The organism is Micromonospora xinjiangensis (assembly GCF_056150165.1).
Genome location: NZ_JAXCFO010000002.1, coordinates 617,138 through 629,326 on the forward strand (window position 1 = coordinate 617,138; position 12,189 = coordinate 629,326).

Below are 12,189 nucleotides of genomic sequence, written 5' to 3' on the forward strand. Positions count from 1 at the left end.
CTGCCGGGCCCGGGCGTCGCGTCCCGGCGCGCTCCTCGCGCGGTCAGGTCGCGGTGACGGGCGCGGGGGAGCCCTCCCGGTGCCCGGCCTGCCGCTGGGCCGGCTGGCGCAGCAGGAGGTACGCGGCGATGGCCGCGGTGGCGAGGAGCCCGGCGCCGGCGGCGAAGGCGGACCGGTAGCCGCCGGTGAGCGCCTCGGCCTGGTGCTGGCCGCCCGCGAGCAGGTCGTCGGTGCGGGACGCCGCGAGTGTGGACAGCACGGCGACACCGACGGCCATGCCGATCTGCTGCGTGGTGTTGAACAGCCCTGAGGTGAGGCCGGCCTCGTCGGGCCGCGCGCCGGACATGGCGAGCGTGGTCAGCGCGGGCAGTGCCAGCCCGAACCCGGACGCGAGCAGCATGACCGGGAGCAGGTCGGTGAGATAGTTCGCGTGTACGGGGACGCGGGTGAGCAGTCCGAGCATGACGACGAGGAGCGCCAGCCCGGTCAACAGGACCCGGCGTTCGCCGTAGCGGGCGTTGAGCCGGGCGGAGACGCCCAGCGAGACCGCGCCGATGGCGACGGCCGCCGGGAGCATCGCGAGGCCGGTCCGGGTGGCGTCGTATCCGAGGACCTGCTGGAGGTAGAGCGCGACGAGGACCTGGAAGGCGAAGCACGCGGCGACCGTCAGGACCTGGACCACGTTGGCGCCGGACACGGCACGGGACCGGAGGATCCCCAACGGCATGAGCGGGTTGGTGGCGGTGGCCTGCCGGACGACGAACGCGACGAGCAGGGCGACGGCGAGCGCGCCGGTGCCGAGCGTGTGGAGCGACGCCCACCCGTGCTCCTCGACCTTCACCGCGGTGTAGATGGCGAGCACCAGCCCGGCGGTGGCCAGGAGAGCGCCGACGGCGTCGGCGCCCGCGGCGAGACCGAGTCCACGAGCGGAGGGCAGTGTCCGCCCGGCGAGCGCGAGCGTGGCGAGCCCGATCGGCAGGTTGATGAGGAAGATCCAGTGCCAGCCGAGGGCGTCGGTCAGCAGGCCGCCGAGCACCTGACCGATGGCGGCGCCGGCGGCGCCGGTGAAGCTGAAGACGGCGATCGCCCGGGAGCGTTCACCGGGGTCGGCGAAGAGCGTCACCAGGATGCCGAGGCTGACGGCGGTGGCCATGGCGCTTCCGACGCCCTGCGCGAACCTGGCGGCGATCAGCATCGCGGGAGAGGTCGCCGCGCCGGCCAGCACCGAGGCGGCGGTGAAGAGGGCGGTGCCGGCCAGGAACAGCCGCTTCCGGCCGAGCAGGTCGCCGAGCCGTCCGGCGAGCAGCAGCAGGCTGCCGAACGCGATCAGGTAGGCGTTGACGATCCAGCTGAGATCCACCGGCGAGAAGCCCAGGTCGTCCTGGATGGCGGGCATCGCCACGGTGACGATGCTGCCGTCGAGGATGGTCATGAGCGATCCGGTGGCGAGCACGCCGAGGGCGAGCCAGCGGGAACCGGGGGAGGAAGAGGTCGAGCGGGCGAGCATGGAGTGCCTCCTGTGCAGTGGCGACAGGAGGGACCATAGCGGATAGTTTTGTTAGAGACAATCTGCTTGGGATCTAGCTACTCTGTTGGCGTGCCCGGCGCACCGGGCGCGGGCTCTCCACCGGTGCCGCGAGATGTCCCTTCACCAGGCGGTTCATGGCGCGCAGGAACACCTCCCGCTCGTCCGCGGGCAGTGCCGCCAACGCCTCCCCGTGCACGCGGTCGACGATCTCCTGACTCCGGCGGGCCACCCGGGCGCCCTCCTCCGTCACCGCGACGATCCGGGCCCGCCGGTCGGTGCTGGAGGGGCGTCGTTCGGCGAGGCCGGCCTTCTCCAGGGCGTCCACCGTCACCACCATGGTGGTCTTGTCCATGTCGCCGATCTCGGCGAGCTGGATCTGGGTGCGCTCCTCCTCGAGGGCGTGGACGAGGACACAGTGCATGCGGGCGGTGAGCCCGATCTCGTCGAGCGCGGCCGCCATCCGGGTCCGCAGGACGTGACCGGTGTGGTCGAGCAGGAATGACAGGTCGGGCGTGGTGCGACGCGGCGCCAGTGCGGTCATGGTGACCAGCGTACCGACTTGATCCGTGACAGATTATCCGCAAAGGGCCAGCCATGCGCGGGGCGGACCGGCTTCAGCAGCCGACGCTGATGCCCCGGGCGCGCAGGAACGGTGCCGGGTCGATCTGGTTCCACATCTGGCCCTGGTGCACCTCGAAGTGCAGGTGCGGGCCGGTGGCGTCGCCGGTCGCGCCCTCGTAGCCGATGACCTGGCCGGTGGTGACCTTGTCCCCGACGCTGACGACGAGACGGCTCTGGTGGGCGTAGTGGGTCAGGTAGCCGTTGCCGTGGTCGATGAAGACGGAGTTGCCGTACCCGTCACCGGCGTCTCCCGCCTTGACGACCGTGCCGCCGAAGGCGGCGTGGATCGGCGTGCCGGCCGGCATGGCGAAGTCGATGCCCTGGTGCTGCGTGCCCCAACGGGGACCGAAGCAGGAGGTGATCGTCGCGCCCTTCATCGGGATGACCCAGCCCGGCTTCGGCTTGGGCTTCGCCGTCTTCTTCGGCTTCGGCTTGCTGGTGGCGGGCTTGGCCGTGGGGGACGGGCTGGCGCTGGTCGTGCTCGGCGAGGGGCTGGCCGTAGGGGTGCTCGTCGGGCTGGCCGGGGTGTTCGACTCGCGGGCCGAACGATCGGCACGCGCGGCGGCCTCGGCGCGCGCCCGGGCGTCGAGCGAGACGGGGGCCGGCCTCGGGTCGTCTCCGGTCGCGGCGATCGCGGCGCCGGCGACGCCGAGGCCCACCAGGGCGACCGCCCCGACCGCGAGGAGTCGGACGCGGCCGACGGGCCGGCGGTGCCGGGTGACCCCGGCGTCGACGCGCTGCTCGTTCTGGGTGGTGCTGTCTTCCTGCACGGGTGGACCTTCACGTCGAGGGGTGTCGGACCCGGACGATCCTGGCCAGCCCGCACCGCGTCCGGCCGAGGGGGCGCGACCCCGTCGCCGTCGCGATGTCGCTCGCTGCCGGGGTACGTCCCGGCCTGGGCGGTTTCGCCACCCAAACGATCATGGGCATCGATGGTGCCTGTCACACTCCGCGCTGTGGCGCAGGTCACTTCCGTGCACACGAAACCGCCCGGATCGGCTGATCCGGGCGGTCAACGGTCGATGCGCAGCGTCAGGACGCGGCTACGTCGTTGTAGTACGTCTCGACTTGTAGCTCGATGTCCACTCCGCGTTCCTGGAGCCACGGCTTCGGGTCGATCGGCTCGCCCTTGACATGCAGCTCGAGGTGCAGGTGGGAGCCGTAGGAGTGGCCGGTGTTGCCCACCAGCCCGAGCTGGTCGCCGGCCTTGACCTGCTGGCCCTCCTTCACGCTCAACACGGAGGAGTGGCCGTAGATCGCCTCGCTGCCGTCCGGGTGCTGCACGATGACGGCGTAGCCGTAGCCGCCGAACCAGCCGGCCTTGGTGACGGTGCCGTCGTGGATGGCCACGTAGGGGGTGCCCTCCGGGACGACCATGTCGACACCGGTGTGCAGCTTTCCCCAGCGCTCGCCGTACGACGACTTCAGGTCGTAGCCCTGCAGGGGGAGCATCCAGACGTCGCCCTCGGCCGCCTCCTTGCCCCGGGAGCTGTCACGGGATGCGCGATCGGCGGAGTCGGCGCGGGCGGCCGCGTCCTCGCTGGCGATGGAGGCCTGGCGGACCTCGTCGAGGGCCGCCGGGTTGACGGTCTTGGCGTCGGGCAGCGCGTTCGCGCCGAGCGCGACGATGCCGGCGCCGACGAAGGCGGTCGTGACGACTGCGGCGTAGCGGCTCCGCGGTGGGGTGGGTACGCGGCGGCGACCGCGATATCTATCGGGCTCAGACGACAGGCGCTGGCGCACGCACACCCTCCGTTGTCGGGGTTCCGAGGTGGCCGGCGGACGGTCGGTGACGCTGTCGTGAACGTCTGCTGGCCACGTCGTCACCCGTCCGTGGACCTGATGACAACCGTGGACACGTTAGCCAACAGCAACACGAGTCACAAGCCAGAGCGCCGAATTGGCGTGTCGATCTGTCCGTTTGCGTCCGTGATTGTCACGCCTCGCGCCGCCATTCGGTGCCCTGCTTACTGTCTGTTCGTCGCTGACCGTGACCGCTTCGGCGGACTCGTCCGGCTTGACGCGACGCCCCGCCGGCGCCTGACCGCGGAGGCGGTGCTCGACCGTCGGGTCTGTGACCAGGAGCGACGCGCGAAGGGGTCCGGGGCGCGCGCGTCGGCCCGGTGGCGGGTCGCCAGGGCGGCGAGACCGCCGCGCCCGTGTTCCCCGGGCCCGGCGGGTCTGCCGGCCCCGATTTCCCGGCCCCCTCCCGCCGGGTTACCGTTCGTTCAGGTGAATGGCCGCGGAGCCGGTGAAAGGTGTGCGCTGATGAGCTCTCGTATTCGGGTCGTCGTCGCCAAGCCAGGCCTGGACGGCCACGACCGAGGCGCGAAGGTGGTCGCCCGCGCGCTGCGGGACGCCGGCATGGAGGTCATCTACACCGGCCTGCACCAGACGCCGGAGCAGATCGTCGAGACGGCCATCCAGGAGGACGCGGACGCCGTTGGGCTGTCGGTGCTCTCCGGGGCGCACATGACCCTCTTCCGCCGGGTGCTCGAGCTGCTCGCCGAGCGCGACGCGCGGGACATCGTGGTCTTCGGCGGCGGCATCATCCCGGACGCCGACATCCCCGAGCTGGAGCGGCTGGGCGTCGCCAAGATCTTCACGCCGGGCGCCACCACCACCGCGATCGTGGACTGGGTGCGGCAGAACGTCGCGCAGCCGGTGAGCTGACCCGGTCGGCGTCTCGAAGCTCACCCGTTCCCGGGGCGGCCGGGCCCGACCGGCGGCAGACACGGGGGAGGGGCCGGACGCACCCCTCACACGTCCGGCCCCTCTATGCACGATGCCCCGCCGCCACCCCTCGACCGACAGGGCATCGGCCGTCTCCCGTCGTCGCGCATCAGCGCTCCGACACCTGACTCAACGACGCCCCGACGGAGGGGTTACGCACCGCCCCCAACATCCCCCGGACGGCTGACCCGGCATCGCGCGACGGCCGTGCGACGACCTCTACGTACCGGTGCCTGTGCATTACCGCACACCGCGCACCCGCTCGGTTGCCCCCGGTGGCGACCTCGCTAGGCTGCGGCCAATGGCCTGTTTCAACTGATGACAGGCGTCAAACTGTTTTCCAAACGCTGGTGGCGGCGCGACGGCGCGCCGCGGAGACGGGACGGGACGCGCAATCGTGGACCTGTACGAGTACCAGGGGCGGGACCTGTTCGAGCGGCACGGGTTGCCCGTGCTGGCCGGCGGCGTCGCCACTACCCCGGAGGAGGCCCGCGCGATCGCCGAACGCCTCGGCGGCCGGGTGGTCGTCAAGGCGCAGGTGAAGGTCGGCGGCCGGGGCAAGGCCGGCGGCGTCAAGCTGGCCGAGGGCGCGGAGGAGACGGTGGCCCGGGCCACCGACATCCTCGGCATGGACATCAAGGGGCACACCGTCCACAAGGTCATGATCACGGTGACCGCGGACGTGGCCGAGGAGTACTACTTCTCCTACCTGCTCGACCGGGCGAACCGCACCTTCCTCTGCATCGCCAGCGTGGCCGGTGGCATGGACATCGAGCAGGTCGCCGCCGAGACTCCGGAGAAGGTCGTCAAGGCCCCGATCGACGCGGTCAAGGGCGTGGACGAGGCGAAGGCGCGGGAGATCGTCACCGCCGCCAACTTCCCGGCCGAGGTCGCCGACCAGGTCGTCGAGGTCGCCGTCGGCCTGTGGAAGGCGTTCGTCGCCGAGGACGCCACCCTCGTCGAGGTGAACCCGCTGGCCAAGACCGGCGAGGGCAAGCTGCTGCTCCTCGACGCCAAGGTGAGCCTGGACGAGAACGCCGCGTTCCGCCACCCGGACCACGAGGCGCTGGTCGACCAGGCCGCCGTGGACCCGCTGGAGCAGGCCGCCAAGGAGAAGGACCTCAACTACGTCAAGCTCGACGGCGAGGTCGGCATCATCGGCAACGGCGCGGGTCTGGTCATGTCGACCCTCGACGTGGTCGCGTACGCCGGTGAGCGGCACGGCGGCGTCAAGCCGGCGAACTTCCTCGACATCGGCGGCGGCGCGAGCGCCGCGGTGATGGCGAACGGGCTGGAGATCGTCCTCTCCGACCCCTCGGTGAAGAGCGTCTTCGTCAACGTCTTCGGCGGCATCACCGCCTGTGACGCCGTCGCCAACGGCATCGTGCAGGCGCTCGCCCTGCTGGAGCAGCGCGGCGAGAAGGTCACCAAGCCGCTCGTCGTCCGGCTCGACGGCAACAACGCCGAGGCCGGCCGGGCGATCCTCGACGGCGCGAACAACCCGCTCATCGAGCGGGTCGACACCATGGATGGCGCGGCCGAGCGGGCCGCCGAGCTGGCCGCTGCGGGGGTCTGAACATGGCAATCTGGCTGACCAAGGACTCGAAGGTCATCGTTCAGGGGATGACCGGCTCCGAGGGTTCCAAGCACACCCGGCGGATGCTCGCCGCCGGCACCAACGTCGTCGGCGGCGTCAACCCGCGCAAGGCGGGCCAGACGGTCGACTTCGACGGCACCGAGCTGCCCGTCTTCGCCACCGTGGCGGACGCCATGAAGGAGACCGGGGCCGACGTCACGGTCATCTTCGTGCCGCCGCAGTTCACCAAGGCCGCGGCGATCGAGGCGATCGACGCCGGCATCGACCTGGCCGTGGTGATCACCGAGGGCGTGCCGGTGCACGACACCGCCGCGCTCTGGGCGTACAACGTGGCCAAGGGCGAGCGGACCCGGATCATCGGGCCCAACTGCCCCGGCATCGCCTCCCCGGGCGCCTCGAACGCCGGCATCATCCCGGCCGACATCACCGGCTCCGGCCGGATCGGCCTGGTCAGCAAGAGCGGCACCCTGACCTACCAGATGATGTACGAGCTGCGGGACATCGGCTTCTCGACCTGCGTCGGCATCGGCGGTGACCCGATCATCGGCACCACCCACATCGACGCCCTCGCCGCCTTCGAGGCCGACCCGGACACCGACGCGATCGTGATGATCGGTGAGATCGGTGGTGACGCCGAGGAGCGGGCCGCGGAGTTCATCAAGGCCAACGTGACCAAGCCGGTGGTCGGCTACATCGCCGGCTTCACCGCGCCGCCCGGCAAGACCATGGGCCACGCCGGCGCGATCATCTCCGGCTCGGCCGGCACCGCCGACGCGAAGAAGGCGGCGCTGGAGGCGGTCGGCGTCAAGGTCGGCAAGACGCCGACCGAGACCGCCCGCCTCATGCGGGAGATCATGTCCGCCGGTTGAGCGGATCGTTCCCGGTGAGGGGGTCGACCCGAGCGGTCGGCCCCCTCAGCCTTTCCCGCGTTCCCGCGACCGCCCGCACTGCCGTCGATGCCGGACGCTCCCGTCTCCGCCGCGTTTCTCCGCGCCGCTTCTGGATCACGGCGCTCCGCGACCCGGCGGTGGCGCCGTTTCACGCAACTCGCGGTCGCGCCGCGTCGGTATCGGACTGCCGTCGCGCACGCGACGTGCCAGAGTAGACCTTGATGTCCCCCGACACCCCTGATCACACCCGCCGTTCCGGCGCGGTCACCGCCGACGACCGGCCGGCCGACCGCGCCGTCACCGGCAGGCGGGTGCCGGCCCCGCGCACCGGCGAGCCGCGGCGGGCCCGGGCGCCGCTGGCGGTGGCCGCCGCGGTGGCCGCCGTCGGGGCCGCGCTCACGTCGTACCTGCCCGTCGCGGTCGTGCTCGGTCTGGCCCAGCTCAGCGAGGACGCCGGGTCGGTCACCGGTGCGCTGCGCGCCGGGCTGGCCGGCTGGCTGCTCGGTCACGGCGTGCCGCTGGGCACCGACGCGGGGCCGCTCGGGCTCGCCCCGCTGGCCCTCACCGCCCTCGTGGTCTGGCGGTTGAGCCGGGCCGGGGTGCACGTGAGCCGGGCGATGGGCGCCCGTGGCGGGCGGTCGCCGCGCCAGGCGCTCACCGCCGCGGCGGCGGTCGGCGTCGGCTACGCGCTGCTCGGCGTGCTCGCCGCGGTGCTGGTCGGTCTGGGCGGCTCGGGCACCTCACCGGTTCGCGCCGGGCTGACCTTCGTCCTGCTCGGCACACTCGCCGCCCTGGCCGGTGCCGCACGCGTCACGGCGGTGTCCGGACTGCTCGCCGAGCGGGCGCCGACCGTGCTCCGCGACGGGATCCGCACCGGCCTCGTCGCCGGCCTGCTCCTGCTCGCCGCCGGTGCCGGCGCGGCGGGCCTGGCCGTGGCGACCGGCGGTGGCGACGCCGCCGACATGATCGGCGCGTACCGGACGGGGGTCGCGGGCCAGGCCGGAATCATCCTGATCAGCCTCGCGTACGCGCCCAACGCCGCGATCTGGTCGACCAGTTACCTGCTCGGTCCCGGCTTCGCCGTCGGCACCGACACGGCCGTACGCACCAGCGAGGTCTCCGTCGGCGCGCTGCCGGCCGTACCGCTGCTCGCCGGGCTGCCCCGCGGCCCCATCGACGGGCTCGGCGCCGGGCTGCTCGCCGTGCCGGTGCTGGCCGGGATGACCGCCGGTTGGCTGCTCGCCCGCCGGCTGGTCCGCCTCGCCGCGGACGAGCGGGCGTCGCTCGCCTGGAAGCCGCTGCTCGCGCCGGCGGCGATCGCCGGGCCGGTGGCCGGCGTCCTGCTCGGTGCGGCCGCCGCCGCCTCCGGCGGACCGCTCGGCGGCGGCCGGCTCGCCGACATGGGCCCGGTCGCCTGGCAGGTGGCCGCGGTGACGACCGCCGTGGTCACGGCCGGAGCGCTGCTCGGCGCCGCCGCCGTCCGCGCGTTCACCCGCACCGCCGTCCGCTGACCGCCCGCCGCCGTCGACGGCCCCCGCCGGGCGGACGACCGGCCGCGCCGCCGTGCGCGGTGGCCACACCCGCCCGGCCGGAACACGCGGGAGGGGCGCCCCGCTCGCCGCGCGACGCCCCTCCCGCTCGACCGACGATCAGGGCTCGGTCGGCAGGTTCACCTGGAGGACGACGCTCAGGATGATGGACAGGATGCCCAGGCCGACGCCGACCGCGCCGCAGATCAGACCGGCCTTGGCCTGGCCGCCGTTGCTGGCCTGGCCCTGGTCGGCCTTCTGCTTGCCCAGGTAGCCGGTGATGATGCCGGCGATGCCCACCGGGATGCCCAGGTAGAAGCAGCACACCAGCGGGATCGACGCGATGCCGAGGATCATCGACACCAGGCCGAGGGTGTTGTTCTGGCCGCTGGCCTGCGGGTAGCCCGCGTTCGGGTACGTGGGGGCCGAGCCGTACGGCTGCTGCTGTCCGTACGGGTCCTGCGGCTGCCCGTACGGCTGCTGCTGCCCGTACTGGGGCTGCTGGCCGTAGGGCGGCTGCTGGCCCTGGGGCTGCCCGTAGGGCTGGCCGGACGTGGGCTGCTGACCGTACGGGGCGGCCGGCGGCGGGGCGTACGGGTCGTGGTGCGGCTGGGAGGTCGGGTCCTGGTTCGGCTGCTGGCCGTACGGGTCCTGACCGGGGTTACCGGGCTGCATGCGACGAGGCTCCTTGGCTGTGTCCGTCAGTACGTGTTGGTGTTGTTACTCATGATCGCGCCCGGGCGGCCCGGTCGCAGCACCGCAACACGACGTCGTCGTCGAGCGGCGGCCCGGGCCGGCCCGGTTTGCATGGGTGCTCCCTGTCGTCGATTCGGCGGATGCGGCCCCGCTCGGCGGCGGGACCGGGCACGCGGCGGCCCGAACGAGTCGAGCCGCAGCGTACCGGTCCGCTGCCAGTCCGCCGCCGGACGCGGCCGCGCCGCCCAGACGTCGGTCACTCCGACCTGCCCGATAGGGTTGCCGCGTGTCGTCCGAGCCCGTCTCCGCCGCCCGCCTCGTCGTCCTCGTCTCCGGGTCCGGGAGCAACCTCCAGGCGCTGTTGGACGCGGCCGACGATCCCGCCTACGGCGCCCGGGTGGTCGCGGGCGGCGCCGACCGCGACGGGATCGCCGGTCTGGACCGTGCCGCCGCGGCGGGGGTGCCGAGCTTCGTGGTGCCGCTGAAGGCGTACGACTCCCGTGAGGACTGGGACCGCGCCCTCACCGCGCAGGTCGCCGCGCACCGCCCCGACCTGGTCATCTCGGCCGGGTTCCTGAAGCTGGTCGGGCCGCACTTCCTCTCCGCCTTCGGCGACCGCTACCTCAACACGCACAACACCCTGCTGCCCGCGTTCCCCGGCATCCACGGCCCGCGCGACGCCCTCGCCTACGGCGTGAAGATCACCGGGGCCACCCTCTTCTTCGTCGACGCCGGCATGGACACCGGCCCGATCGTCGCCCAGGTCGCCGTGCCGGTGCTCGACGACGACGACGAGGACACGCTCACCGAACGCATCAAGTCGGCCGAGCGCCGCCAGCTCGTCGAGCAGGTCGGCCGCCTCGTCCGCAACGGCTGGACGATCACCGGAAGAAAGGTCACGATCCCGTGAGCTCCACTCAGGACGAGCGCCGCCCGATCAGGCGGGCCCTGGTCAGCGTGTACGACAAGACCGGTCTGGTCGAGCTGGCCCGGGCGCTGCACGAGGCCGGCGTCGAGATCGTGTCGACCGGCAGTACGGCGGCGACGATCGCCGGGGCCGGGGTGCCGGTCACCGCGGTGGAGACGCTCACCGGTTTCCCCGAGGTGCTCGACGGGCGCGTCAAGACGCTGCACCCGAAGGTGCACGCCGGCCTCCTGGCCGACCTGCGCAAGCAGTCCCACGCCGATCAGCTCGACGAGCTGGGCGTCGCGCCGTTCGACCTGCTGGTGAGCAACCTCTACCCGTTCCAGGCGACCGTCGCCTCCGGCGCGAGCCTCGACGAGTGCGTCGAGCAGATCGACATCGGCGGTCCGGCGATGGTCCGCGCCGCCGCCAAGAACCACGCCTCGGTGGCCGTGGTGACCGACCCGTCGGCGTACCCGGCCCTGCGCACGGCGCTCGACGCCGGGGGCTTCACGCTGGCCCAGCGCCGCGCCCTGGCCGCGCGGGCCTTCGCCGACATCGCCGAGTACGACGTGGCGGTGGCGAACTGGTGCGCGGTGCAGCTCGGCGGCGAGCCGGAGTGGCCCGCCTTCGCCGGGCTGGCGCTGCGGGCGGACCGGGCGCTGCGCTACGGCGAGAACCCGCACCAGGCGGCGGCGCTCTACACCGACCCGGACGCGCCGGTCGGGCTGGCCCAGGCCGAGCAGCTGCACGGCAAGGAGATGTCCTACAACAACTACGTCGACGCGGACGCCGCGTGGCGGGCCGCGAACGACTTCGCCGACCAGCCCGCGGTGGCGATCATCAAGCACGCCAACCCGTGCGGCATCGCGGTCGGGGCGGACGTCGCCGAGGCGCACCGCAAGGCGCACGCCTGTGACCCGGTCTCCGCGTACGGTGGGGTGATCGCGGTCAACCGGCCGGTCACGGTCGAGCTGGCCCGGCAGGTGGCCGACATCTTCACCGAGGTCGTGGTGGCGCCGGAGTTCGAGGCGGGCGCCGTCGAGGTGCTCCAGGGCAAGAAGAACATCCGCCTGCTGCGCGCCCCGGCCTGGAACCCGCCGCCCGCGGAGTGGCGGCAGGTCAGCGGCGGCGTGCTGGTGCAGATGGCGGACCGGATCGACGCGCCCGGCGACGACCCGGCCAGTTGGCGGCTCGCGGCCGGCGACCCGGCCGACGAGGAGACGCTGGCGGACCTCGCCTTCGCCTGGCGGGCCGTCCGCGCGGTCAAGAGCAACGCGATCCTGCTCGCCCGGGACGGCGCGACCGTCGGAGTCGGCATGGGTCAGGTGAACCGGGTCGACTCGGCCCAGCTCGCGGTGCGCCGGGCCGGCGCCGACCGGGCGCGCGGCTCGGTCTGCGCGTCGGACGCGTTCTTCCCGTTCGCCGACGGCCCGAAGATCCTCATCGAGGCCGGCGTCCGGGCCATCGTGCAGCCGGGTGGCTCGATCCGCGACGAGGAGGTCATCGCGGCCGCCAAGGAGGCCGGCGTGACCATGTATCTCACCGGCACCCGCCACTTCTTCCACTGACCCACCCACCCCGACCCCCGCACGGGCGACGAACGCCCACGGCCCCGGAAGCCCGCGCGGGGCGGCGGTAGCCCGGGCGCCCCGGGCGCCCGCGTGCCCCGCGGCGGGGGCGGGGTCGCG

The 12,189-nt window shown here is 73.1% G+C and carries 11 protein-coding genes; 6 read left to right on the top strand and 5 right to left on the bottom strand.

Features of this window, described 5'->3' with window-relative positions; translation table 11 throughout:
* Positions 1 to 43 precede the first annotated feature (43 nt).
* From SM573_RS09750 to SM573_RS09765, 4 genes are all read right to left on the bottom strand, one after another.
* Positions 44 to 1,507 carry a DHA2 family efflux MFS transporter permease subunit gene (locus SM573_RS09750; RefSeq protein WP_474613585.1) on the bottom strand — a complete coding sequence of 488 codons (1,464 nt, stop codon included), beginning with the start codon at positions 1,505 to 1,507 and terminating at the stop codon, positions 44 to 46.
* Between the two features lie 73 nt (positions 1,508 to 1,580).
* A complete protein-coding gene (locus SM573_RS09755; RefSeq protein WP_474615925.1) occupies positions 1,581 to 2,069 on the bottom strand; it encodes a MarR family winged helix-turn-helix transcriptional regulator in 489 nt (162 codons plus the stop codon).
* A 73-nt stretch (positions 2,070 to 2,142) separates the two neighbouring features.
* Positions 2,143 to 2,919 (bottom strand): M23 family metallopeptidase, encoded by a 777-nt coding sequence (locus tag SM573_RS09760; protein WP_474615926.1) that lies wholly within the window; start codon positions 2,917 to 2,919, stop codon positions 2,143 to 2,145.
* A 262-nt stretch (positions 2,920 to 3,181) separates the two neighbouring features.
* On the bottom strand, positions 3,182 to 3,892 hold the full coding sequence (locus SM573_RS09765) for a M23 family metallopeptidase (protein ID WP_474613588.1): 711 nt from the start codon (positions 3,890 to 3,892) through the stop codon (positions 3,182 to 3,184).
* Positions 3,893 to 4,417: 525 nt separating this feature from the next.
* Here SM573_RS09765 and SM573_RS09770 point away from each other — a divergent pair.
* The 4 genes from SM573_RS09770 to SM573_RS09785 all read left to right on the top strand — a co-directional run bounded on the left by SM573_RS09770 (position 4,418) and on the right by SM573_RS09785 (position 8,880).
* Positions 4,418 to 4,822 (top strand): cobalamin B12-binding domain-containing protein, encoded by a 405-nt coding sequence (locus SM573_RS09770; RefSeq protein ID WP_474613589.1) that lies wholly within the window; start codon positions 4,418 to 4,420, stop codon positions 4,820 to 4,822.
* 457 nt (positions 4,823 to 5,279) lie between these two features.
* On the top strand, positions 5,280 to 6,458 hold the full coding sequence (gene sucC / locus SM573_RS09775; RefSeq protein ID WP_474613590.1) for an ADP-forming succinate--CoA ligase subunit beta: 1,179 nt from the start codon (positions 5,280 to 5,282) through the stop codon (positions 6,456 to 6,458).
* A gap of 2 nt (positions 6,459 to 6,460) precedes the next feature.
* Positions 6,461 to 7,348 (top strand): succinate--CoA ligase subunit alpha, encoded by an 888-nt coding sequence (gene sucD, locus SM573_RS09780; protein WP_474613591.1) that lies wholly within the window; start codon positions 6,461 to 6,463, stop codon positions 7,346 to 7,348.
* A 242-nt stretch (positions 7,349 to 7,590) separates the two neighbouring features.
* The gene (locus tag SM573_RS09785; protein ID WP_474615927.1) at positions 7,591 to 8,880 is read left to right on the top strand and encodes a cell division protein PerM; all 1,290 of its coding nucleotides are present in this window, start codon (positions 7,591 to 7,593) and stop codon (positions 8,878 to 8,880) included.
* 138 nt (positions 8,881 to 9,018) lie between these two features.
* Here the strand turns inward: SM573_RS09785 and SM573_RS09790 are convergent, their stop codons facing one another.
* The gene (locus SM573_RS09790) at positions 9,019 to 9,573 is read right to left on the bottom strand and encodes a DUF4190 domain-containing protein (RefSeq protein ID WP_474613593.1); all 555 of its coding nucleotides are present in this window, start codon (positions 9,571 to 9,573) and stop codon (positions 9,019 to 9,021) included.
* Positions 9,574 to 9,880: 307 nt separating this feature from the next.
* Between SM573_RS09790 and purN the strand changes: the two genes are divergently transcribed.
* Positions 9,881 to 10,504 carry a phosphoribosylglycinamide formyltransferase gene (gene purN / locus SM573_RS09795; protein ID WP_474615928.1) on the top strand — a complete coding sequence of 208 codons (624 nt, stop codon included), beginning with the start codon at positions 9,881 to 9,883 and terminating at the stop codon, positions 10,502 to 10,504.
* The gene (purH, locus tag SM573_RS09800) at positions 10,501 to 12,069 is read left to right on the top strand and encodes a bifunctional phosphoribosylaminoimidazolecarboxamide formyltransferase/IMP cyclohydrolase (RefSeq protein WP_474613595.1); all 1,569 of its coding nucleotides are present in this window, start codon (positions 10,501 to 10,503) and stop codon (positions 12,067 to 12,069) included. Before purN ends, purH begins: the two co-directional genes overlap by 4 nt.
* Positions 12,070 to 12,189 lie beyond the last annotated feature (120 nt).